This is a genomic window from Anaerobiospirillum succiniciproducens DSM 6400, from assembly GCF_000482845.1.
In the GTDB taxonomy this organism is placed as follows: domain Bacteria; phylum Pseudomonadota; class Gammaproteobacteria; order Enterobacterales; family Succinivibrionaceae; genus Anaerobiospirillum; species Anaerobiospirillum succiniciproducens.
The window spans coordinates 32942-57391 of record NZ_AXWV01000019.1; the positions used below are offsets into that span (position 1 = coordinate 32942).

Sequence of the window (24450 nt, forward strand, 5' to 3'; positions counted from 1 at the left end):
TCTAGAGCCGCTTTGATTAACCTAGACTCTACGATGCTGCTCATCTAGAGGCGCTTTGATTAATCTAGATTCTAAGATCGCTTGCTTTATTGATGAGCAGTAAAGACAGCAAGGGCGTCAGCCTTGATGAAGGATGACGCCCGTGTCTAGTATTGCATGGCGTCAGCCTTTAATAAGAGTGACGCCCATGATCAATGAATATTAGTTGCTTTAGTACTAATGCATCAGCGCATTAATATAAACAGCTGCTGCAGCCAGAATGATTAAGGCCACGCCAGCTACTAAGGTCTTGAAACTTACTGGAGGAGGTAGACGGTCTACCTGACGCAATGTAATCTCAACTAAGGTCTGAGTGCTTGGAGATGTATTGTAGTACTTAAAGCTGTTAAGGATTTCCTTAAAGCGATTGCGCTGACGTGCTAGCTTACGCTTGAAGAAAGAGCTACGACGCTTTTGCACTGCAATAATCTTGCGGCGCTCTTCAGCTTGGCGCTTCTTCTCTTCACGTGAAAGCTTTACCTTGGCACTCTTTTGTACACCATCAGCTTGCATCTGTACTTGAGGAGGATTCTGATTGGTCTGTTCAGGAGCAGGGGCCGTATCTTCAACCTTACCAAAGCTCTGACCAAAGGAGCCAAACTTGCTCTCATCAATCTTAAACTCTTGCTCAACTGCTGGCTTAACCTTGATACGGTATGGATGACGTAGAGCTATGTTTACTAATACGAGCATAAAGCTAACGTTGTAACGAACTGCCATATCCTGTAAATGCAAGGAGCAGTCAACATACGCGCCCTTTAAGCCTAAGGTACGATTAAAGGCATCTATGACCTTGTACACTGAGCGATTAAAGGCATAGAAGTTATCTATAAGCTGCTTATCATCAGACAGAAGATAGTACTTCTCAAAGTTTTGCGCAATCTGATAGTAGTAAGGCAGTGCATCTTCAATACGACGCAGTGAGTTAATGAAGTAGTCAATATCATCACTCTTCATTCTAAAATACAGACGCTCAATCTTAGCAATAATGCTTCTGAGCTTTTGTACTAACTCACTTGAGTACATGCGACCAAACTCAGTTGCATATAAATGGAATGCATAGTGAGTGATGGAAGCAAGGTTATAGACATAGTCTAAATATAAAGCACGCTCACGAGCCTCATAACAACGCTGACGGAAAGCCTCCATTAAAGAGTTGTTTACGGCTAAAAAGCGTGAGATCTCATCAATGATGTAGTTAGCTGCAGGATTTGGATTAAGCTCTACCTCAGTAAAGTCATCATCCATACCATACTCACGGTTAATTGCAGCAATGCGGTCGATAAGATCATTGAGCGCCTCATTTAAGTGGCGATCAAAGCTACCTGCTTGCTTCTTTAAGCTCAGATTATTGATGATGGTACTACGGGTTAGTCCTGTGTCAGTGTTTTGTAACTTAGTACGACTTTGCTGAGCTTCCTTGTTTAAAACACCGTGACCAGCGCCTACAAAAGCTCTTGAGTCAAGATTGTCCTCGTTTTCGAGCTTCTCTTTTTCTTGGTTAAGGACGTCAAGCACTTTAGCAAGTAAGAACGCGCCTTTAACCTTAAACTTGTCACCAATGACTACTTGCACAAAGGCCTGTGTCATTTCCTCATCTTGCAGGCAACGACTGTATAAAGTTGCTGCATCATCAAAACGATCTTCCATCAAGGCAAGAACAGCTAAATTGATGTATGAAGAGAAGTTCTGACGGCTTTGCAGAATCTTGACCGCCTTTTCACGTTCTTTGCGTGATAAATAGTACAGAGCAGCCTTATCGGCTTTGTCAGTAACTACAAACCAGAACATGGCATGGTACATACGACCACGAGCAGACATGAGCTTACTCTTAGCTTGCTCAAGACGGCGTGGTGTTCTTAGCGGAGCCTTCAAGTAAGAAGTGATATCTTGCTCCAGCACCACCTCATTGCCTTTTAAAGACTCTTCCATCATCCGCTTGTAGTTTGCAGACAGGGCTTTGGCCTGAGCCTGTACGCCTAGTCCTAAAACTCGGTACGGATTATCGAGTACCAATGACAACGCCATACTTACAATCCTGTTGTATTACTAACTTAACCTTGCATTAGACAAGCAAGAACCATCACTATACAAGTATAGATTAGACCGTTCTTTGACTATATCTAAAGCAAAACGCCATATATTTAAGCACAAGGCAGGATGTCAAAACAACTAAACTTATTTCCTCACTGATTTTGTAAAGCACGCAAGCTAAGGCTAGACACCATGAACATGCACCTTTTCTTGGCAATTACATTGTTGAGAATCTAAAGGTCATGCTATGAGTCGAAGTTGCTCTTTTGTCATTTGCTACAATGAAGAAGCAAAAGTCACAGAACACTTTTCTAACAGGCAAATCAACGTGCTGTATGCATCAAGGAGTACTTATGAAGATCGGTCTTATCATGGAAAACTCTCAGGCAGCTAAGAATGCTCTGGTATACGAAGAGCTATCAAACGTTGCCAAGGCTAATGGTCATGAGGTTATCAATTTTGGCATGTACTCAAGCGAGGACAAACGTTGCTTAACCTACGTTATGAACGGTCTTTTAAGTGCCTTAGTTTTAAATTGCAAGGTTGTAGACTTTGTAGTAACTGGATGTGGTACGGGTGAAGGTGCCTGCCTTGCTTGCAATGCATTCCCTGGCGTGCAATGCGGTCATGTGACTAATCCAGTTGATGCCTATCTGTTCACCCAAGTTAACGGCGGTAATGCTATTGCCCTACCTTATGCACAAAACTTCGGTTGGGGTGGTGAGCTTAACTTACGCTATACCTTTGAAAAGCTCTTTGTGTCTCCATTTGGTGGCGGCTACCCTGTAGAGCGTCGCGAACCTGAGCAAAGAAATGCTCGCATCCTTACCGAGGTCAAGGCCATTACTCATCGCCCGCTCATTGATATTCTCAAAGATCTCGATCGTGATTTCGTCAAAACCACCATCGACGATCCAAAGTTTGCTGAGCTCTTCTATCCAAATTGTGCTGATGATGAGATCGCCGCGTTCTTAAAGAGCCTATAGCCACAAAACAAGGCACCACCTCTTGCAACTGATCTTCACTCCATGCAAAGAAAACTTAGTACCAATGACTTGGGGTGCTAATAAGACACTAATGCCATCACAATGCACCTAGTGATTGTATTGACGCCATTAGCAAACCATGCGTGCGCACGATCAAGATCGCCTTGTTTATAAGGTTTATGCAAATCTACCTAGTCTATATGACACAAAATTTAAAAAATCTTTAACCAAAAGCTTGCCATAGTACGCTCTCGTGCATATAATGAGCGCACTCACTGAGGATGCTTAGCTCAGTCTGGTTAGAGCATCTGCCTTACAAGCAGAGGGTCATAGGTTCGAGTCCTATAGCATCCACCATTACCAAGCCCGCTTTAGCGGGTTTTGTTGTTTCTGGGCCATGCAAAAAAAAAATTGCTACCCCATTTTGGCCATCAAATCGGCCCATGATAGAACAACACCTCATCTCTTTGCCTAAAGCAAGCGCATTATCTCTATAATGATTGTGAAAAATGGCCATCCCTCTCTCTTAGCTAAGAGTTTCCAAAGCCAATCGCCCAACCTCCTTTCCTAATTGATTTAAGCCTAGCGTTCTTGCTAGTTTAATGTTCTCTGTTAAGGCTAAATTTACTTGGTGTTTTTTTCTATTGGCACATACAAAAACACCCCACAACCATAATAGCTGCAGGGTGTTTTGTGTTTAGCGTAGTACTCGCCTTGAGCCCTTGTTGTGGCTTTTTAGCTTATTCTACGGTGATAACACGCATGGAGTCAGTGTGACCTGATGAGCCCATGGATACACCAAAGGCAATTACCATCTTATCACCTGACTTAACCTGACCCTTGTTGATCAGGAACTTCACAACTTCCTTAAGTAACTCGTCACGATCATTGTAGGCAAGGTTGTCAAAGAAGTATGGGGTTACACCACGGTACATACACATTCTGCGTACAGATGGCTCGTTACGGGAGAATGCATAAATTGGCAGACCAGAACGGTAACGGGACATTAACAGAGGTAAGTGACCACTATCGGTAAAGGCAATCAGACCATGAATGCCCTCTAAGTGGTTAGCTGCAAACATGGAAGATACAGCGATGGTCTCTTCTGCGTTAGAGAACATTCTGTCAGCACGGTAGCCAGACTTCTGAACCTGAGACTCAGCACCTTTACATACCTCAGACATGGCACGTACGGTCTCAATTGGATAATCACCCGCTGCAGTCTCAGCTGAGAGCATTACAGCATCGGTACCATCTAACACAGCGTTAGATACGTCCATAACCTCAGCACGAGTAGGCATTGGGCTCTTAATCATGCTTTCCATCATCTGAGTTGCAGTGATAACAGCACGGTCTAAACCACGAGCAAAGTTGATGAGGCGCTTTTGTACAGACATCAGGTTAGCATCGCCGATTTCAACACCAAGATCACCACGAGCAACCATAACTACATCAGATGCCATTACTACATCACGCATAGCCTCTTCAGAAGCTACAGCCTCAGCACGCTCAACCTTAGCAACGATAGCTGCATTAGAGCCTGCCTCACGTAACAGACGACGGGCTTCTTCTAAGTCCTTACCGCAACGTGGGAAAGATACAGCAATGTAATCAACTTCTAACTGAGCTGCATACTTGATGTCCTGCTTGTCCTTAGCAGTAAGAGCTGGAGCAGATAAACCACCGCCCTTCTTGTTGATGCCCTTGTTGTTAGATAAAGGACCAGCCACAATTACAGTAGTAACAATGCGAGTCTCTTCTACCTTGGTAACAGCCAGCTGAATACGACCATCATCGAGTAATAACAGATCGCCAGGTTTAACGTCATTAGGAAGATCGCGATAAGTTAAACCTACGCTCTCCTGAGTACCCTCATCAAGATCTAAAGCAGCATCAAGAACAAAAGTATCGCTTGGCTTTAAGAGGATTGGTCCATTCTTAAACTTACCGATACGGATCTTAGGACCCTGTAAGTCACCCATGATAGCTACTGGCATACCGAGGTCAGCAGAGGCCTTACGGATCATCTCAACGCGCTTTTGGTGATCCTCAAAAGTGCCGTGAGAGAAGTTCAGACGAACTACGTTAGCACCGGCGCGAATAAGCTCCTCAATAACACCAGGACGATCGGTTGCAGGACCTAAGGTAGTTACAATCTTAGTTCTGCGTTTTACTGCTGACATATGAAGATCCTCTTAAATATCGGGTTGATGCCCTGCTTAAGCAACAAACAAATCAAATCTGCTAGCATGCATCGAAAAAGCCGACTATAGCTAGGTAAGGTAGCACCTTACCTTATCTGTAGTAGCAGGAAGTGTGTATCATCCAGTAATGAGTCTCAGCGTTGATAGAAAAAGTCTGCCCTTTATGGACTTACTTAGATACTTTTAGGCTCTAGTACGCTGCGACCCGATAACTTTTCCATTTTAAGAGCGTTGCTAAACTATAGCAAGCACAAGCCTAACAAGCCTGACAGTCTTAGCAATGTCTAAAGGCTAATGGTTATGAATTAACTTGTTGATAGCAACAAGCATCTGTCGCAAAAGCACTCAAAGAAAATGAAAGGCAATGACGTATAGTCTGTCAAGCGTATAAAGGCAACTATAGTCGTATACCACAGTCTAAAGCTGGTAGTACTTGTTTTGGCAAACGGCCTTTGCAACTAGCTTTGTGCATCGTCCACATATTTTAGAAACTTAGCAGGAACACCGCCTACGACTGTATTAGCTGCAACATCTTTTGTGACTACGGCACCTGCAGCAATGATCGCATTGTCACCAATAGTTACACCAGGCAAAATGGTTACATGTGAACCTACCCAAACCTTTTTGCCAATATGGATTGCAGATGGATGATTATCTGCTCGACAATCTGGATTAAGATCATGGTTAATGGTGGCCATCACCACGTTAGAGCCGATTAAACAGCCATCGCCAATATAGACGCCGCCATGATCTTGGAAATGACAGCCGCAATTGATAAAGACGTTTTCGCCTACAAAAATGTTCTTGCCGCACTCAGAATAAAAAGGTGGAAACAGTGTAAAGCTATCAGGTACTTTCTTACCAATTAGCTCAGAAAAGAGCGAGCGCACAGTAGCCTCATCATGATAGCCATTATTTATCTTAGCTGTGATCTTCATGGCCTCTTGAGCTAGCTTATGCATACACTGATGTAATGGCGAACCTGCTTTTGCAACTTCACCATTTCTCAAACTTTCTAAAGCCTCTTGTAAACCCATACACATCTCCTTAGTTCAAGTAGATCCAACATATTACAGATCTTAGTTATATATTGCAGTGCACAGTCTTTTAGATCGCTGCTGTGCTATTATGGTTGTTTTTCAAACATATGTGAGTAAGCTTTACATTGCTATTACATAGTGCTGTCCTCAAAGACACTTGTTGTAGCGCACATAAGCTCATTCAGTTTATAAAATGATTACTGATTACGCTGCACCCTTGCGTCTATCGATCAACGATCCATATAACTACTCAAGCTACAGCTATTCAAACTGAAGACTTTTCAAAGAGCAAGCTCGTTCACTAGTAAGGAACTTAGCCACATTTATCACTTGTCTAGTTAAGTTGTTGTTTTGTTTTATGAAGACTATGTCACCACATTTAATCAATAAAGCCGCAACAGGAAAGAGAATTCTTATTCTTGGGGCCTCACTTGAGAATGCTCCATATATACAATACATGCTAGAACAAGGCTTTAATGTTGTTTGTGCTGACCGCTGCCCTGCTGACTTTAAAGGGCAATTTGATGCATATGGCTCTGCCTTTACGCTCTATGCGGTGGACTTCTCCAATGACGAGCTCATCGATGAGATCATTACTAAAGAGCATATTACTCATACCCTAGCTCTTCCCATTGGTCGTGCCTTAATTTGTCTTGGTCGTATCAATGACAAATTTGGCTTTATTGGCCCTTCATACAAAGCGATAGATACTTTAACTAACAAACTATCCTTTCATCGCTTTTGTGAGCTTAATGAGCTTAGCCATGCTCAATACCTAATCGTACAAGATAACTCAGAGCATGGTTTGCTTGAAGATGCTCATCTGATAGAAGCGCAAGCGCAATACCCCTTTATTATTAAGCCAGCGTTCGGCTCAGGCTCAAGTGGTGTTTGTATCATCAACAACCGTCAAGAGCTGCTTTCTTACAAAGTGCCTGAACGCTTTGTAAATAGCCCTTTATTAGTTGAGCAAATCATTCAAGGAAGTGAGTACTCTTGTAATGTTTTTGTGGATAGCTATAGCAAGCCACACTGTATTGGCATGTTTAAAAAAGGACTCTCTAAACCTCCTTACAGACAAGAGGCATGCTACTTTAGCGATGATTACACTGATGCTTTTGATACTGTGTATGAAAGCATGGCCAAAATTTGTAAGAGCCTAGACTTAAGACAATGCTTTATCAATGCAGATGTCATTATCGACCATAACGCACAGCCATATATTGTAGATATTTCTCCACGCATTGGAGGCAACAGCCTACTTAGACTTCTAAGTTTCAATGGCAATCACCCTCTTAGATTTTTTACTGACTGCGTCCTTGGTGATAAGGATGTATTAGTGCAGGAACAAAAGTGCTCGGTAATGCGCTTTTTTGACTTCCAGAATTCTTTTACTTATGAGGGCGTAACCTCTCTCAAGACAGGTAAAAAATCGGCTCTAGACGGCTCAATTGACTGCTGTTTTAGCCCAGCTGACAAAGCTGACATCATCAGCCTGGTTAATAACCTGCATATTGGCGATCTGCTTGGCCCCATGACGAATGGAAGAGACGTTGCTAGAGGCCATATCTTTGTTCAAAAAGAAGACACAGCTTCAGCCTTTGCTATGACTTCTCAATACCTTGAGGCTTTGACTTAGCGCCCCATTGCCTCAATAGCCATCTGCTCTTTTAGATAAGCCTGCTTAGCGCAAAACCATCTAAGCTGTGGTTTTAGATAAGCCTGCTTAGCGCAACACCATCTAAGCTGTGGTTTTAGATAAGCTTGCTAAGCGCAACACCATCTAAGCTATGGTGCATCCGTTACGCTATGACTGCTGTTGCAAAAACAATAAATCGTGTAATGATCTTTGTTGGATGTGCCGTACATAAAAAGGACTTAAGGCGAGCCTTGTGCTATTATTATAAGAATCACAAATATCAAACATAAGACGTATGCACTAACGAGCTAGTTTTAGATAACAGCTAAAGACTATGCATTTTTTTGCGAGCAACATAGACTCTAGCAACGACTCTAGCGACTAAGGACTTAGTACTTTTACTGAATAGTAATGAGTAGCTAAGTTCATCTGCATTAAAAGATTAAACTTCGGTGTTTATCCAATGGCACAGCAAGGTTAGATGCATTGAGCATCTGTAAAACTCTTGGCTTTAACTATTGTCACGATTAGGCTGTCACTTGCCAATTTAGCTTATTATGATTTCCTCTACTCAAATACATACCACGGCTAAAAAGAAGGTACTCATCTTAGGAGCTTCTCTTGAGAATGAGCCTTTTATCAGATATCTGCTTGAGTCTGGATTTGAGCTAGTATGTGTAGATAAAAATCCAGCTCCTTTGGATAAGACTTTGGCGCAATTTCATGATGCCTTAAAGATCTATGCCCAAGACTTTTCCGACGATGACACGCTCGATGCAATCATTGCCAAAGAAAAGGTTGACTATACCCTAGCCCTGCCAATTGGTCGCGCATTAGTATGCCTTGGCCGCATCAATGACAAGTTTGCATATGCTGGCCCATCTTTTTACGCCATTGACACTCTTACCGATAAGCAAAAGTTTCATCTCTTTTGTGAAGAACATGGCCTCAATCACTGCCATCATATGCAGCTTGCCATAGACAGTGACACCTCTCTTACTCAAGAGTTAGAGCATATTGAAGAAAGCTTTAACTATCCATTTATTATCAAGCCAACCTTTGGCTCAGGATCTAGTGGCGTTGAGATCATTTCTAGTAGAAAAGATCTGCTTGAGTATCAAATGCCAGCTCGTTTTGACAGCGGCTTAGTACTAATCGAAGAGTTAATTAAAGGCACTGAATACTCATGCAGTTTCGTGGTTGATAATGAAGGCATGCCTCATTGCATGGGCATATTTTCAAAGTACATCTCAAAACCGCCATACAGACAGGAGTCTGTATACTTTAGTGACGACTTTTCTGATGAGCTGTCATTGATAGTCCCATCTATAACTACCATCTGTAATGAACTTAAACTAAAGTCTTGCTTTATCAGCTCTGATGTAATCGTTACTAAAGACAAAGAGTCGTTCATTATTGATATTTCACCAAGATTAGGTGGTAATAGTATCTCTACACTGCTCTCTAACAATAACAATCATCCCCTGCGTTTTTTCCAAGAATGCATTATTTATGGCCACAAACCTGTCATCAACAAGCAAAGATGCGCTGTACTAGCCTTTTTTGACTTTGACAAAGAGTCTAGTTATAAGGGGGTAACAGACGTTCTGACAGGTAAGAAAAACACAGATGATTATGGCATTGCCTCATGCTTTAACAAAGACGAGAAAGCTCATATTATTGAGCTTATTAACGACTTGCATATAGGCGATGAAATCGGTCCAATGAAAAACGGTGCGGATGTTTACCGTGGCCACATAGTCATTGAGCATGACTCAATAGACCATGCATATCAGCTTGCTGATAAGTATCTTGCAGCTTTGCAATAGACCATGCATCAATGCATAGCTATGTACTGATGACTAGCCTTAGGCATTGCAATAGCCCTTGGGCTAGCCTCATATACATGAGCTGAAAACTAACTTATATTGTTAATTATTTACTAAAGATTATTGTGAGCTTACATATGTCTAACATTATTAGCTACGAACAGTTCGACTGTTGCCCTGTATGCGGATCAAAGCATTACACCATAGGCTCTGAACACAAAGAAATGCTACAAATGTTGCCAATGAAAGCTCAAGACATTGCGCAACAAGATATCGTAAAGTTTACCCCTGCCTTATGTGAGAACTGCGGTCTGTCATTTAATCTTGAAGGCCTTAGCAATCATTCTCGTGGCATTATCTATAAGAACTATCAGTTCTTGAAACCTAGTACTGGTGTCGGCGCTGCAAATTACGTAACTTTCATCAATGAGGTTCGTAAACACCTTAAATCTAAAGATGATGCTGTAATTGAAATTGGTGGCTATGATGGCTATCTCTTAAGAGAGCTGAGTAAAGATGGTTACCACGATCTAACCTTAATTGATCCTTCTGTACAAACAGATGATGACGATACAGCTTTACAAAAGATTGTCTCTATTAATGGCTTTTTCCCATCTGATGATCCTGTCTATAAGTCACGTCATGCTAATAAAGAGGTGCAAGGATCATGTATAGAGCACAATGCTCTGCGTCGCTACAAAGTAGTTGCTGCTAAAGACGTGCTGCAAATGATTGATGATCCTTTAGGCTTCATCAAGGGCATGAATGACATTATGGAGCTTGGCGGTATTGCCGTTCTAACTTCTGTACCACTGCATACCATGCACTCGTTGCAATGCGTGCACTTAGGCATTAACGCTTACACCTATATTGCACAGCAATGCGGCTTTACCCTTATAGATACTTATAAGCGCCCTGAAAATGGCTATGTAGTTTATGTATTGCGCAAGGATGTTGATCTCATTGAGGATGCAGACAAGGCTAAAGAGTTTGCCAAGATTCCTCAACGCTCTGCTGATGATTTTCAAAAAGAACAACAACTACAGCGCGAGCTTATCAAGACCAACGGCCAATTTGGACAGAAGGCTGCAGCATACCTTAAGTCGGTGGTCAAACCATATGTTGAACAAGGTCAAGAGATTGTTATTTACGGTACAGGCTTCTACTCGTTTTGTATTCTAGATACGCTCAATTTAGATATGAGCAAAACTAAGCTTACCTTAGTAAACTCATCACAAGAGCAGGACGGATTCCTATTCATGTTGCCAAGCAGAGAGACTATTGCAGTCCATTATGCAAAACGTGAACTATCTAACCGCCATATACCTCTGCTTATCTTAGGCATTATGTCACCACTGTTCAAAGCCGAGATTGAAAGCTTCTTAAAAGAGATTAACTGCAGCTGTGACCAAATCATTTATCTGCCAGACCATGATGCCTAAAGGAAATATTAGGCACTTAACATAGCAATATGTATAAGTAATGCCTCATGCGCTTAGTCGCTACGCAAGCGTCACAATAGCTTTGTGATTTATCAAGGCTTACAGACCACTTCGGCTGTAGCCACAATACATCAATATTTATACAGCCACACAAGAGTATTCAGTGCTGAATGCCTATATGCTTAGTGGCTGATAGTTGGCCATATAACAATGCGCTCTGCTTTTTCATCTGCTGAAAGTCCATCGATTATTCAATACGAGCATCTCAACAGCTGCCCTCTGTGCGGTTCACATAACTATACAAAAGGATCCCTACATCGTGAGATCCTGCAACCAGCAGCATTGCCTGCTAATTTAATGCATTTACAAGGCAATGTCTCTTTCGTATCTGCCTTATGTGAAGATTGCGGTGCCTCTTTTAATCTTGAGGGGCTTAGTGATGAAACTAGAATTACTCTAAGCAAGCACTCTTATGCCTTTTTAAAGCCAAGCCAAGGTGTAGGCGTATCTAACTATAATGATTATCTAGATATAATCATGCAGTACCTCCCGCATAAAAACCAGCGTTTTGCCGAGATTGGTGGTTATGACGGCTATACTCCAGCTATTTTATCTAAGCATGGCTATACAGATTTAAGCTTGATTGAGCCATCTCCTCAAATCGACAAGAGCTTAGTTGAACAAGGCAAGGTAAAGCTCTATAAAGGATTTTTCCCTGAGGCAGATCCAGTGTGGTCATACCATGAGCTTGAATACTCTGAGCGTAAGGAGCATCTTTATGATGTTATAGCCGCACGTGATGTCTTTCAGATGCTCGGCGATCCTTTGCAGATGCTTAAATGGATTAATATTTGCCTTAAAACCAATGGCTTTGCTATTTGCTCATCAGGCGATATTGACGTAATGCATCCGCAACAAAAGCTACACTTAGGTCTTAATGCATATCGTACCATGGCTCGCGCTGCAGGTTTTACTATTGTAAAGACAATAAAACCACACAGATACTCCACCGTATTTTATGTAATGCGTAAAGAAGTAGACTTAGTATCTGATGGTCAAGCTGCAAAAGACTTTTGCGCTGCTGCTCCATGCTCAAAAGAAGATTTTGAAAAAGAGCAATTAAAACAGCGTGAGATTGTTCAACGTACTAGACAAACTGATGCAGAGGCCTTAAAGAGATTAAATGATGCGGTAACTAAGCACCATAATCTTGGCCATGAAATTATTTTATACGGCACTGGCTATACCTGCTCAGAGCTGATGGGCAACTTGCAAATTCCACTATCTGAACTAAATTTGACTATAGTCAATTCAGATAAGAATGAAGATGGCTACCTATACTTACGACCAGATGATCAGACAAATATAGTCCACTATGCTGGAAGCTATCTAAAAGACAAAAATATCCCGCTTATTATTCTTGCCGTGCGTAGTAAGCCCTTTAAACAAGAGATTGAGCAACTGCTTAAAAGCATTAACTGTCAATGTGACGAACTGTTATTTATCTACGATAACGACTAAAGGCTGCACATCAGCAAAAGTAGCGCTGCTACTGTTAAACAAAGTAGCGCAGCTACTGTTAAGCAAAGTAGCACAGCTACTATTAATTGTCTTGTTCATGACCTGACAGTTAACAAACAAAAAACCCACTAAAGTGATTACTCTCTTTAGTGGGTTTTTAGTGCACTGCATAAATTGCTATGAGCACTAGCTCATGATGCACAGTGCTTTGAAGCACTGCTAGCAGCTTTATAGATTAGAGTGGGCAGCCGATACGACGTGCAACTTCCTCGTAACCTTCGATAACGTCACCTAAGCCCTGACGGAAACGATCCTTGTCAAGCTTCTTACGGGTTTCCTTATCCCATAAACGGCAGCCGTCTGGAGAGAACTCATCACCTAAGATGATCTTGCCTTCGTACAGACCGAACTCTAACTTGTAATCAACTAAGATTAAGCCAGCCTTGTCAAAGAGATCCTTTAAGGTCTCGTTGATCTTGAAGGATAAACGCTTCATCTCATCGATCTGCTCCTGGGTACCCCAGCCAAAGGAAATGATGTGAGACTCATTTACCATTGGATCGTGCAGCTCGTCGTTCTTGTAGAAGAACTCGAAGGTAGGTGGGTTGAGGTCACGACCCTCTTCGATGCCAAGGCGCTTGCAAACAGAACCAGCAGCTACGTTACGAACAACGCACTCAACTGGGAGCATCTGCAGCTTCTTAACTAAGCACTCGGTGTCGGAGAGTAACTCCTCAACGTGTACAGGAATACCTGCCTCTTCAAGCTTCTTCATGATGAAGAAATTAAAGCGGTTGTTAGTACGGCCCTTGCGGTCTAACTGCTTAATAATCTTGCCATCAAAAGCGGAGGTATCATCGCGGAACAGCATGATGTAGTGATTTGGATCTTCAGTCTCGTATACAGACTTTGCCTTGCCGCGATAGAGTTCCTGTTTCTTTTCCATTTTGAGTAATCCCAAAAAAGTAGTATGTTATCCACTAAACCTATGGTCTAGCGGCTTTAGGAAGCTAATGCTCCCTCTCTGTTCCTACTGCAAAAAGCCGCTTATCATATTAAAGATTTGCAAAATTTGCAGAGGCCTTACTTTCCCACATGCTGCGGGTAGGGTTATCAATTTCACCATGTACTGATAACCAAGGTAGTTTCCCACCTATTGCCATGAGAAATAACAAGAAGTTTTGTTAGCTCATCAAGGCTCAAACAACGTGCCCGATCAGATATCTATCAGGCTTGTTGATTTTAATCCTCGTCAGCGAATTTGGCAAGATAATTAGCACCTTCGCTCTTGTATGCAGCAAACTCTTTGACTATGGCTGCAGAGAAGCCATTGTATAAGGTTGCAACCTGAACACCGCTTAAAGGCTTATCATCCTCATCGTAGAAGGTCAGCACAGAGTGGTTGCCTGCAACTGCAATTCGTACGATGTATTTGTTGGACTCAAGGCCAAATGGACGAATACCTTGTGAGGTATAGAAATCAGCATCTTCCTCTTCTAAAGTGAATGTGATGGAAGAACGAGATACTGAGTACTCATTAATCTCCATGCCATACTGTGAGAGTACGCCACGCATTACATTCCAAACTGCCTCGTATGGGGCATTAACAATGATAGCGTCCTGATTGTTGTTATCACGGCCTAAAACAGGCTCAATATAGTCAGGAATAGCCTGGAAAGTACGCTGCTGCAGAGCTAAGGCACTGATAAGCTCGTTAGCAAAACCAGTGGTAAAGCTGCGCTTCTGACGTGAATTTAAAATGGCGCTGCTGCCTTTAGCATCAGAAACAGAGTTAACTAAGGTAATTAACAGACCAACTGTACCTTGGTTTGATGAAACCACGCGTACGGTGTAGATCTGGTTAAACTTAGCATTGTCATCATCAATGCTCTCGTTGTATACCTGACCATAATCGTTGTAGGTCTTGCTAGCAGTAGCAAGCAACATCTGATCTGCACGTACTTCAGCTACTGGAATCTTTAAGTAATCTAAAGCTGCACCTAAGTACTGCCATGCGTCGTTAGTTGTTCTTACATTCATGTTGCCATAAGGTAAGAACCAAACTAAGGCGGCATTATCCTGATTACGGATATCAACACCTAACTCATTTACGCGGGATACTACAGGTGGACGAACATCCATGACCTCGCCAACCATATAGCGGCTCTCTGGAGTTGCAGCAACATTGGCAATATCTAATGACTTGTCGGTATATGGAGTAGATAAGGCAGCAGGAACCTTCATAGGATCCTCAGCCTCTACAGCATGGGCATGCTCATAGTAACCTGTAGGAGTTCTCAGCGAGTTATCGGTTGAGACATACTCCCAAGTTTCGTCAATGGCTCCGCAAGCAGACAGTAAAGTGGCAGTGCCGCCAACAGTAAATGCCATGGCGATGGTCTTAATCTTGGTACCGAACAATCTTAATTCTCCAAAACCTAAACTAGGTCAACGGGGATGGATTTAACTTATTCTCAGCTAGTGCCGAGATAGCTAGACATTGTCTACTAGAAGTATAGTTTCTAGCTAAAACATCCTAATACTTTAGCTCACTAAATGAGCCCTGTCTTAGTAAATAGGATGAAGTGTAAGCTATAGCAATCACGTATTTTAATGCATTCTTAACTAATGCGCTATCAACGACCAAAAATTTATCTAACGAAAGAGCTTTAGCTACCTACATTTACACCTCTCAAACAAAACTATCCAAGCCTAGCCCACAAAATATCCCACTGCATAGCATCAAAAGGCCCATCTAAGGGGAGTGTCCAGCTCCATTCTTTCATTATTAGACTCTTGTGCGTCTTGGACTAACTGGCACTTTAACAATGGCCCTTTAAGTAATTGGCTCTTTGCGTAAATAGCGCGAGTGTAAATGGCCTTTTGGGCAAAGTGCATCTTTACAAATGCACCCACTTTGCAAAAGCAAGTGTTCACATTATCGCTTTTAAATCTTATTGGCATGTACCAATGCAAAAGGGCTGCTAAACGCCTTGAAAGGTATTTAGCAGCCCTTTTAATGTACTTAAGCTTTGGCAGCAATAGTAATGCTGCTAGCTTTAGTAGATCTTATTAGTCACCTAAACCTGGACGGAGCAGTGGCTTCTTTAAGTAGTTGAAGAGGTTCTCAGCTACCATGTTCAGTACTTCCTTAATGGAGCTTAACTCTGGATCGTACTGATTGATGAAGACCGGCTCGCAATCTGGCTCGTAGTAACAAACTGATGAGAATACTGCATCTACGTCAGTCTCAGATAAGGTCAGAGAGCAACGGAAGTCTACAAAGCGCTCAACACCAGCCTGAGCTAAGAGTGGATCACGCATGATCTTGTGGAAGTTGATTACTGAAATGTTGCGATCGTCTAAGAAAATGTGGTTTGGACGAACGCCCATCTTGACCCAGTGCTCAGCCTTATCAAAAGCGCGCTCTAATGGTGAGTCAGAGTGGAAGATAAATGGAACTTCGTAATCTGAACCAGGAGGTGGAGCGAGAGGATCGGTATTCTTCTCAAATGCATCAGTATTATCTGACATGATTATCTCCTACTAACTATGCCTGAACCTTCTTGGTCTCACGTAAGGCAACGGTTAAATTGAATACAGGCTGATTCTCGGCAGAATGCTTAGAATCAACGCAGAAATAGCCCTCACGCTCAAACTGGAAGCTATCTCCAACTTTAGCACTCTTTAAAGAAGCTTCTAAAGCAGCATGCTCAATTACTTCAACAGAGTGTGAATCTACAACTGAGGTGATGTCATCCTCTGCACCTGGGTTAGGTACAGTGAACAGACGCTGGTACATCATTACCTTGCCGTCATAGTAATTGTTGGCATCAACAAAGTGAATAACACCCTTTGCCTTAACGCCTTCAACATCACAACCCACTGAGTTTGGAATTGCTTGTGCGTGTACACAAACTACATTGCCATTAACGTCCTTTTCACAGGAGGTGGCCTTGATGATGTAGCCATGACGCAGACGTACAGTACCACCAAGCTTTAAGCGCTTGTACTGCTTGTTGGCCTCTTCACGGAAATCAGCCTCATCGATGAATAACTCACGAGAGAAGCTTACTTCACGAGAACCAAGCTCTGGCTTGTCTGGGTGGTTTGGAACAGTAAATGATGTAGCAGTTACACCCTCTTCACCATAGTTATCAATGATGAGCTTAATTGGGTGTAATACAGCCATAGCACGAGGTGCATTGGCATTTAAGTCTTCACGAATGCATGACTCTAAAGCAGACATCTCAACGATATTGTCTTGCTTAGTAACACCAATACGACGGCAGAACTCTCTTAATGATGCAGGGGTAAAGCCACGACGACGTAAACCAGAAATAGTGGTTAAACGTGGATCATCCCAACCATCAACAAAGCCCTCAGTAACTAAGAGGTTGAGCTTACGCTTAGAGGTAATGGAGTACTCTAAGTTTAAACGGCTCATCTCATACTGATGAGGCATGCAGTCAATAGTGATGTTCTCTAAAACCCAGTCATACAGACGACGGTTGTCTTGGAACTCTAAAGTACAAATAGAGTGAGTGATGCCCTCGATGGCGTCTGAGATACAGTGAGTGAAGTCGTACATTGGGTAAATGCACCACTTGTCACCGGTCATAGCATGAGCGGCATAACGAATACGATAGATCACTGGATCACGCATACACATAAATGGTGATGCCATGTCGATCTTGGCACGTAAGCAGGCCTTACCCTCTTCAAAACCACCATCACGCATCTTTTCAAAGAGCTTGAGGTTTTCTTCAGGGCTGCGATCACGATATGGGCTGTGCTTACCAGGCTCTTTTAAAGTGCCACGGTACTGTCTAATCTCATCTGGTGAGAGTTCATCAACATAAGCAAGGCCCTTGTGAATGAGCTCAACAGCATAGCCATACAGACGATCAAAGTAGTCAGAAGAATGGCGTACTTCACCATTCCACTTAAAGCCTAACCACTGTACGTCTTCTTTAATTGAGTTGATGTACTCCATATCCTCTTTAACAGGATTGGTGTCATCAAAACGTAAGTTACAGGTGCCGTTGTAATCACGTGCTAAACCGAAGTTTAAGCAAATGCTCTTGCAGTGACCGATGTGCAGATAACCGTTTGGCTCTGGAGGAAAACGGGTAGCTACATGATCATGACGACCTTCTTTAAGGTCAGCATCAATGATTTCAGTGATAAAGTTGCGTGGAATTTTCTCTACAGAATCCATCGCCATCTCCAGTATAAACAGCAGCGACCATGCAATCAGTTAAACTCAGAGTCTCTTTAAATAATCTTGAGCACGAAAGCTGTCGAAGAACAGCTTAGCAGTACCACCACTCTTCGCAAAGAATGGCCATACATGCTCAAAGACGCAGTTTCTTTGGAGACTTGGTGTATTTCACCACATCTGAAAGTGCATGCAGAGCAATCTAAGCGCAACTGATTGCTAAGGTTAGCTGCTGTAGAAAAGCTAATGATCCTGATATATTACAGACTTTAATAGTGCAAGTGCAAATTATTAAGTTCAAAAGACCAAATTTCGTCTCTTATAGACTCTCATCAAGCCTGATTTAACACTCATCTACGTAAGTCTATAACCATCAGCATAAGCTTCTAACATAATGCTAGAGGCTTACTAAAAGACCATGTACAAGCGTTTAAAAGCCAATTTAAAGGCCAAAAACTAACCTAAGGTATCTTAGAAAAATTAAGTTACCTATCTTGCTCAAGCGATTGTAGCAAAGGCCGCAAAAACCCTCAAACTCTATCTAACAAAAGGTCACCATCATCGCACTTTAAGTTTGTAAAAAACCATCAAGCGCCACATACGACCAATGCCATCAATACAGCACAGAATACAGTTGCGCTGATCTTAATTCAAAAGGGGTTACACACACGGCGCTGCATGTGCTTTTATCAATCTTTATTGGCTCTAAAAGGTGATCTTTGACGAAAATCAGGATATGAGCGCAGATTACATAAGAAAAATCGTGCATCATAGACACATACAAGGATTCAAGAACCATTGAAAGATGCTTCTATTGTGACTAGTTTTGCTTGCACTTAGGCTCTTTGATGCTTCTTGAGCTCAACTAAAAGCGCTCAAATGTCAGATTTCTTTCAAATTTTTACGCTTTGTATTAGAATAGAGCGCTATTTTCACAGCCGACTACGCTGCGGCCGGGACACAGTCCAAGCTCTAGAGCTTTGTCGATGCAGATAGAGTGTTTCAAATTGGTGATCCTTGTTACGTGAGCTTAAGCTCTGCGGTAGTTCACCTGTTGCCAATGCCAGCTGTAGAACACAAAATACGGTTACTTTTAAGGACTCGATTATGAGCTTTGAATCTGATAAGCAGTTTAACGATTTCCAACACTTTGCCCGTGGCATCCGCCGTTCAGGTGAGTTCTCCATCCGTGAAAGCGCTATCTTAGAGCAGTGCGGTGTCGCCATGATGGAGCTACATCAGGGCATCCGTAAGCCTGCCGATGAGACTGAGCAGACTTTCGTAGATCAACTGCACTCTGAGGAAGTTATCACTGATCCTAATGCCAAGATCTTCAAGAAGTACCTGCAGGTTATCCAGCCTCGTCGTCTGCACCGTCTGTGCTCTGTTGGCGCTGATGATGAGATGGGCGCAAACGATTTTGGCGGCGGCTCAGGCGGCGACGACAGCTCAATCGACTAAGATTAGCTTTAGCATCATGCCCTTGCATGATGCTCTTCTGGCCTAATTATTCTTCTTAGGCCCTACCGCCTCAGCGGCTCTTCGATTAGGCGGGGTTAACAGCCCCACCTATCATCAAACCTCTCTACAAAATCCCCCTGCCTTTTTCATTGCTTCACAGCCTACTCTTCTTCTCCAAGGCAAGCAGCACTATTGCCCAAAGCTCCTATTAGCTAATGTTGACACAGCTAGCTTAAGGCCAAACAGTCGAGCACTTATTGATGCTTCTTAGATAGTGCTGTCCTTACTGAGCATCATGATGCTTGCAAGCTTTAGATGCTGGTATTGGACTGCTCTCTTAAGCTGCAGGGCACTGATACGGCAAAAGAGAGCTTGCAATGCGTTGATAGCAGCTCTTTTATATACGATAGCCTTGATAGGCATGACGAGCATGTGCGTTGCTGTGGTTATTGGCGGCACAACAAGGAAATTGATGTAGTGCCGCAATCAGTAATGGGGTGTTGTTTGCAGCTCTTTTGATGCGCTTATGTGCTAGAAAATACCTTCACAGTCTGTACCAATCAGAGTACAGCTTGAGGACATGATAGAGTTGATCGCGATAGTGAAGTTAGCCATGAAAGCGTTCAAACTTACTAAGAGTACAGAAATACCTACGATCATGGAGATAGCAAAACCTAAGGAGAACACGTTTAACTGAGGAGCAGCACGGGTCATAACACCGAAGGTAAAGTTAACTACTAACAGCGCACAAATAGCAGCAATCGAAGTTGAAAGTGCGCATTGGAACATGGTTGCGCCAAAGAATATGATGGCCTCTAAACTTGGTGGAGTAAAGATACCAGGGGCAATTGGCAGCGTTTCAAAACTTAATAACAGCAATCTGATGAACACTAAATGACCATCAACTGCAAAGAACACTAAGGTTGCTAAAACGGTAAAGAACTGACCTACAACTGGAGCATTGGTACCAGATACAGGGTCAACTAAAGAGGCAAAACCAAGACCGGTCTGCATGGCAATGGCCTGACCTGCAAGCACGAATGTAGCAGCTAGATATTGCGTGATAAAGCCAATACCAGCACCGATAATTACCTGAGAGATGGTGGTAATGATGCCAAGAGTAGAGAAAGACTGGATCTCAGTGTCAATAGGCGGAATGTTTGGCAAGAAGCACACTGTCATAGCCAAAGCTAGCAGTGCTCTTACCATACGAGGTACAGTAGAGGCTGAGAAGGTCATAAATGCCATCAAGAAACCACCAATACGGCACAATGGCCATACGATGGAATCAATCGAGTTGAGCATAAATGGCTCAAGAAAGTTTATTCCCATGTCAGCACCGCTGCAATTAAAACCTAATGCCCTTGTTACTTAAGCTTAAGTATTGGACTCAAATCATCCGCTATCCAGGCTATTAACAGACCAAGGATGGCGCTTTAAGCTTTATTAACCCACTACCATCGGGATGGAGTGTACAAGTCCAAAGAAGAACTCCATAAGCTTAGTTAAAGCCCAGTGTGCGCCCCACATCAGACCAAGCACAGTAACTAACAGACGAGGTAAGAATGATAAGGTTTGTTCGTTAATGGAAGTTGCAGCTTGGAAAACTGACACCATCAGACCAACTACTAGAGAAGGCAAAATGGAGGCAGTCACTAGTACTGCAACCAATCCTAACGCCTGACGGACAACGTCAACAAATACCTCTGGTTCCATGGCTGGCACCTCTTGTTAAGGGCTGGCTTATTAAAAATAAGCTTAACTCTATCTTATGTGGAGTTAGCCCATATTAATTATCTTTCATTGCTCAAAGAATGATAAGACTTTGAGTCAATGCAAATGTAACTTAGGAAGCTGAGCTTAAGTTAGATAAAGACATGCGCTGTAAGTAAAACCCGAGAAAAGCGCAAAAGTCGTGAATCTTATTAAGCATTTGCCTTTAAACTTCTAAACGGCTTTGTTTACGCGGGAACACCAATACCGTAAGAGGCGAGCAGCGATCCCATAATTAAAGTCCAGCCGTCAACTAACACAAAGAGCATCAGTTTGAACGGCAACGACACAATCATTGGCGAGAGCATCATCATACCCATAGCCATCAGAATGGACGCTACAACTAAGTCAATAATCAAGAAAGGCAAGAAGAGCATGAAGCCAATTTGGAAGGCTGTCTTGAGCTCTGAAACGATGAATGCTGGAATCAGTACATGTAAAGGTACTTCCTCTGGAGTCTGTACTTGTACATCAGCGTACTCCATAAAAGCATTAAGATCAGACATACGAGTCTGCTCACGCATGAAAGCATGCAGTGGCTTTTGGGCGACTACAAACGCATCTCGAGCCTGCATCTGATCATTTAGATATGGCACGATGGCGGTATTGTAGATGGAGTTTAAAACTGGGGTCATGATGTAGATAGTCATGAAGAATGCTAAACCCACCAGAATCTGGTTGGATGGGGAAGTTTGCAGACCCATGGCTTGACGCAAAATCGCTAGCACGATGATGATACGTACAAACGAAGTTGTCATGATAATAATCGATGGTAGGAAGCTCAATAAAGTCATGAGCATCACTACTTGCAAGGATAAAGAGTAGTCCTGTGTACCATCTGGATTAGTCTTTACAGTAAAAGCTGTCATATCCAGATCTGCTGCCTGTGTTACAGAGCAAAAATACAAGATCAGACCTGAAATAACACTCCACGTTAGGCCAATCATAAAAAGACGCTTTAGTCCCTGCAGCTGAGCATACGGATCAGCTTTGAGACTACTTGTGTTCTGGTTAACCATACAAACTACTCTCGGGTTTTAGTGTAAAGGCCAAGCATACTCTTAGCCGTGCACTAGGAAAGTCTACAAGATTATCCTATCCTAGAGATCTTCTTTCTATTTAGAATCTTTCTTATCAGAAGCATCATCAGATACATCTGAATCGGCAGCCATGATATCACGGCCGGCCTCAGTTTCACTCAGCTCATCGAAACGTTCTTTGCCCTCAGCATAAGCCTTAGCAAAAATCTTCGCAAACTCTTCGCCTTTAGGATCGGCTTTAGACGTTCTAGAGTCAGCATCAGCCATAGATGAGTGTGCATCACCATGAGCATGATCATTACTCTTTTGCTCATCCTCTGCATCATCATTGTGCCCATGATCGACCCAGGTTACGCCAGTAGAACCATCAGCTACAGGAACAGTTTCATCTTTGGCTGCGATCTTATCTTTAACGAGAGCCGACACTGAATCGCTAGAGGTAACAGTATTGCCCTCATTAGATGCACTGTCTGCTGCAGGCTGCTCATCACAATCGAGCTTATCATCCTGTACAGCATCGGCTTGCGTGCCATCATCGCCAGCTTTAGCAGCATCGGCTTGCGCTGTATCGGCTTGCTCAGCTTGTGCTTGCCTAAGCTCGCTCACGTCAGCTTGCTCGGATGCATCGCCAACAGCGGCAGTAATTGCATCGGATAGCTTTTCAGCATCTGAGTGAGTGTTGGCTTTTGCATCAGTCATACATGAGTCACTGTGTGCTGAGCTGCCATTAATCTCGCCATCGGCTGTAGAGCTTTGAGCACTAATAGCATTGTTATCTACTGCACTATTGGTGCTTGCATCGGATGCAGCGGCCTTTTCTGAAAAAACTACTGATGTCTTTTCGACACTAGGTAGTTCTCCACTGCCCTGCTCGTCCATACCAATATGACGCATTGCATGCTTTAGACGTGAAGCTCTTTCATGTAAAACATCATCATCAGGCATCATGGTTAGATTGGAGGTGGCACGGGCTGCTACTTTACGAGCTGCCTGAGCTTTAATTTTTGCCTCGGTGATATCCTTGGATGCTAATTTTGTCTCGCTGCTCTTAAAAGTCTTTGTATAGAGCTCCTCATCTAAATAATCAGAGTCATCATCTTCATATGACTCGCTTATTTCCTTAGATGCTGCGGCTTTGGCTGCTTTAGCCTCTTTTTGTGAGTCATTATCTAGCTCTAAAATTAGATTGATGTTACTTGGAGTTACACCGAGTAACAGATGACGGTCACCAACGCGTACTTGCACAATACGCTCTTTTGGACCAAGTGCCATCTGAGTCTCAAGACGAATGGAGCTACCAGATCTTTGTACAAAGCGTGACTTCTTAATTAAGAAAGCTAGGATAAAGATAATGCCTAAAACAGCGATGGTAGAAAGTAACCACTGAATAATACCTGAGGTGGTATTTAAGCCACCTTCAGCTAATGAGCCAGATCTTTTTGGACGGTCGGCAGCAAAAGCATTGAACTTTTCAACAGCAGAAGCTTTATCCTGTGCCGATGGTTGTAATTCGTTACTTTGAGCTTCATCTGCAAGAGCTGCAGTGGCATGTTCAGCCATGATGGCATCATCAGCGGCAGCAGTTTCGTTAAACTCAAGGTCAACCACCTGCGGCTTTTGATCATTCTTAGTTTGGTCAACAGCTACTTTAACAGTATTTTGCTCAGCGCTATCAGCTACAGCTTTGTCATTGTCTGATGCTGCTTGTGCATTAGCTGTTGCAGCTGCCTCTGCTCTCTTAGCTGCAGCTGTTGCATGCTGTGCAGTTTGTGGTACCGTTTGCTGTGGTGCGGCTTGCTTTGCTGCAGCATTATCATTAGCGGCAACTTCAGTTGCAGCACTAGTGCCTTGTGCTAAGACTTGCGATGAGCTAAAGAGGGCAAAAGATGAGCAAGTAAGTGCAAAGAAAAAACAAGATGCCTTGGTAACTTGCTTGAAAGAAATGGGTTTTAAGATATACAGATCCTGATTTAAAAAGCCTCTGACGGCAGATGTATACGAATGTGCTGTACGCATGGGCACCACCTTTCAGGATCAAATAGATTAAAAGCAATTGAAGTAAGACAATGCTTAGAGATGTTTAGCATTGCAAGCACTATATACCTAATGACAATAGCCTTTAAGTACTAGCGGGCACAAAAGTGCAATAGTTGGAGGCCTATCAAGCAAAAAGCCCAATGGCAGTAGATCTGCGCAATGGGCTTTGCACTGAAACAAACCA

At 42.8% G+C, this 24450-nt stretch carries 16 protein-coding genes, 1 tRNA gene and 1 pseudogene; 7 read left to right on the forward strand and 11 right to left on the reverse strand.

The genetic code is table 11. From position 1 onward, the window contains the following. Positions 1-216: 216 nt before the first annotated feature. Positions 217-2067, reverse strand: coding sequence for a hypothetical protein (locus H524_RS0102920; RefSeq protein ID WP_156907521.1), 1851 nt, complete (start codon positions 2065-2067; stop codon positions 217-219). A 359-nt stretch (positions 2068-2426) separates the two neighbouring features. Between H524_RS0102920 and H524_RS0102925 the strand changes: the two genes are divergently transcribed. Both H524_RS0102925 and H524_RS0102930 read left to right on the forward strand, forming a co-directional pair. Next, positions 2427-3059, forward strand: coding sequence for an RpiB/LacA/LacB family sugar-phosphate isomerase (locus H524_RS0102925; RefSeq protein ID WP_027939150.1), 633 nt, complete (start codon positions 2427-2429; stop codon positions 3057-3059). A 279-nt stretch (positions 3060-3338) separates the two neighbouring features. Further along, a tRNA-Val gene (locus H524_RS0102930) sits at positions 3339-3416 on the forward strand. Between the two features lie 383 nt (positions 3417-3799). On the opposite strand, the gene pyk is transcribed toward H524_RS0102930, so the two are convergent. Both pyk and H524_RS17975 read right to left on the reverse strand, forming a co-directional pair. Further along, complete coding sequence (pyk, locus tag H524_RS0102935; RefSeq protein ID WP_027939151.1) at positions 3800-5242, reverse strand: pyruvate kinase; 1443 nt, start codon at positions 5240-5242, stop codon at positions 3800-3802. A 503-nt stretch (positions 5243-5745) separates the two neighbouring features. Next, positions 5746-5901: pseudogene (locus H524_RS17975) on the reverse strand (DapH/DapD/GlmU-related protein); the annotation flags it as partial. A 760-nt stretch (positions 5902-6661) separates the two neighbouring features. Between H524_RS17975 and H524_RS0102950 the strand changes: the two are divergent. The 4 genes from H524_RS0102950 (at position 6662) to H524_RS0102965 (ending at position 12734) form a co-directional block, all read left to right on the forward strand. Then, positions 6662-7942 (forward strand): ATP-grasp domain-containing protein, encoded by a 1281-nt coding sequence (locus tag H524_RS0102950; RefSeq protein ID WP_156907522.1) that lies wholly within the window; start codon positions 6662-6664, stop codon positions 7940-7942. Between the two features lie 557 nt (positions 7943-8499). Continuing rightward, positions 8500-9771 carry an ATP-grasp domain-containing protein gene (locus H524_RS0102955; protein ID WP_027939155.1) on the forward strand — a complete coding sequence of 424 codons (1272 nt, stop codon included), beginning with the start codon at positions 8500-8502 and terminating at the stop codon, positions 9769-9771. A gap of 137 nt (positions 9772-9908) precedes the next feature. Then, entirely contained in the window at positions 9909-11213 is a 1305-nt protein-coding gene (locus H524_RS0102960) for a methyltransferase domain-containing protein (protein WP_084281626.1), read from the forward strand. 210 nt (positions 11214-11423) lie between these two features. Beyond that, positions 11424-12734 carry a methyltransferase domain-containing protein gene (locus tag H524_RS0102965; protein WP_027939157.1) on the forward strand — a complete coding sequence of 437 codons (1311 nt, stop codon included), beginning with the start codon at positions 11424-11426 and terminating at the stop codon, positions 12732-12734. A 235-nt stretch (positions 12735-12969) separates the two neighbouring features. Here the strand turns inward: H524_RS0102965 and purC are convergent, their stop codons facing one another. The 4 genes from purC to glnS form a co-directional block, all read right to left on the reverse strand. Beyond that, positions 12970-13680, reverse strand: coding sequence for a phosphoribosylaminoimidazolesuccinocarboxamide synthase (gene purC, locus H524_RS0102970; RefSeq protein WP_027939158.1), 711 nt, complete (start codon positions 13678-13680; stop codon positions 12970-12972). Positions 13681-13976: 296 nt separating this feature from the next. Continuing rightward, the gene (gene bamC, locus H524_RS0102975; protein WP_027939159.1) at positions 13977-15155 is read right to left on the reverse strand and encodes an NlpB/DapX family lipoprotein; all 1179 of its coding nucleotides are present in this window, start codon (positions 15153-15155) and stop codon (positions 13977-13979) included. Between the two features lie 651 nt (positions 15156-15806). Continuing rightward, positions 15807-16268 (reverse strand): hypothetical protein, encoded by a 462-nt coding sequence (locus H524_RS0102985; RefSeq protein ID WP_027939161.1) that lies wholly within the window; start codon positions 16266-16268, stop codon positions 15807-15809. 16 nt (positions 16269-16284) lie between these two features. After that, positions 16285-17955 (reverse strand): glutamine--tRNA ligase, encoded by a 1671-nt coding sequence (gene glnS, locus H524_RS0102990; RefSeq protein WP_027939162.1) that lies wholly within the window; start codon positions 17953-17955, stop codon positions 16285-16287. 1107 nt (positions 17956-19062) lie between these two features. Between glnS and H524_RS0102995 the strand changes: the two genes are divergently transcribed. Continuing rightward, positions 19063-19416: a MaoP family protein gene (locus H524_RS0102995; protein WP_027939163.1), complete on the forward strand. Its 354-nt coding sequence runs from the start codon at positions 19063-19065 to the stop codon at positions 19414-19416. 531 nt (positions 19417-19947) lie between these two features. On the opposite strand, the gene fliR is transcribed toward H524_RS0102995, so the two are convergent. From fliR to fliO, 4 genes are all read right to left on the reverse strand, one after another. Next, the gene (gene fliR / locus H524_RS0103005) at positions 19948-20748 is read right to left on the reverse strand and encodes a flagellar biosynthetic protein FliR (protein WP_245580434.1); all 801 of its coding nucleotides are present in this window, start codon (positions 20746-20748) and stop codon (positions 19948-19950) included. Between the two features lie 114 nt (positions 20749-20862). After that, positions 20863-21132 (reverse strand): flagellar biosynthetic protein FliQ, encoded by a 270-nt coding sequence (locus tag H524_RS0103010; RefSeq protein ID WP_027939165.1) that lies wholly within the window; start codon positions 21130-21132, stop codon positions 20863-20865. A 245-nt stretch (positions 21133-21377) separates the two neighbouring features. Continuing rightward, complete coding sequence (fliP, locus tag H524_RS0103015) at positions 21378-22136, reverse strand: flagellar type III secretion system pore protein FliP (protein WP_044121357.1); 759 nt, start codon at positions 22134-22136, stop codon at positions 21378-21380. Between the two features lie 168 nt (positions 22137-22304). Further along, complete coding sequence (gene fliO / locus H524_RS16295; protein WP_052338872.1) at positions 22305-24245, reverse strand: flagellar biosynthetic protein FliO; 1941 nt, start codon at positions 24243-24245, stop codon at positions 22305-22307. Between the last annotated feature and the right edge of the window lie 205 nt (positions 24246-24450).

Coding starts and splice junctions, on each gene's coding strand:
- H524_RS0102925 (WP_027939150.1), top strand. CDS start 2,427: ATGAAGATCGGTCTTATCATGGAAAACTCTCAGGCAGCTAAGAATGCT.
- H524_RS0102920 (WP_156907521.1), bottom strand. CDS start 2,067: ATGGCGTTGTCATTGGTACTCGATAATCCGTACCGAGTTTTAGGACTA.
- H524_RS0102995 (WP_027939163.1), top strand. CDS start 19,063: ATGAGCTTTGAATCTGATAAGCAGTTTAACGATTTCCAACACTTTGCC.
- H524_RS0102985 (WP_027939161.1), bottom strand. CDS start 16,268: ATGTCAGATAATACTGATGCATTTGAGAAGAATACCGATCCTCTCGCT.
- H524_RS0102965 (WP_027939157.1), top strand. CDS start 11,424: ATGCGCTCTGCTTTTTCATCTGCTGAAAGTCCATCGATTATTCAATAC.
- H524_RS0102955 (WP_027939155.1), top strand. CDS start 8,500: ATGATTTCCTCTACTCAAATACATACCACGGCTAAAAAGAAGGTACTC.
- pyk (WP_027939151.1), bottom strand. CDS start 5,242: ATGTCAGCAGTAAAACGCAGAACTAAGATTGTAACTACCTTAGGTCCT.
- H524_RS0102960 (WP_084281626.1), top strand. CDS start 9,909: ATGTCTAACATTATTAGCTACGAACAGTTCGACTGTTGCCCTGTATGC.
- fliR (WP_245580434.1), bottom strand. CDS start 20,748: ATGGGAATAAACTTTCTTGAGCCATTTATGCTCAACTCGATTGATTCC.
- glnS (WP_027939162.1), bottom strand. CDS start 17,955: ATGGATTCTGTAGAGAAAATTCCACGCAACTTTATCACTGAAATCATT.
- H524_RS0103010 (WP_027939165.1), bottom strand. CDS start 21,132: ATGGAACCAGAGGTATTTGTTGACGTTGTCCGTCAGGCGTTAGGATTG.
- purC (WP_027939158.1), bottom strand. CDS start 13,680: ATGGAAAAGAAACAGGAACTCTATCGCGGCAAGGCAAAGTCTGTATAC.
- fliO (WP_052338872.1), bottom strand. CDS start 24,245: ATGCGTACAGCACATTCGTATACATCTGCCGTCAGAGGCTTTTTAAAT.
- fliP (WP_044121357.1), bottom strand. CDS start 22,136: ATGATTGGCCTAACGTGGAGTGTTATTTCAGGTCTGATCTTGTATTTT.
- H524_RS0102950 (WP_156907522.1), top strand. CDS start 6,662: ATGAAGACTATGTCACCACATTTAATCAATAAAGCCGCAACAGGAAAG.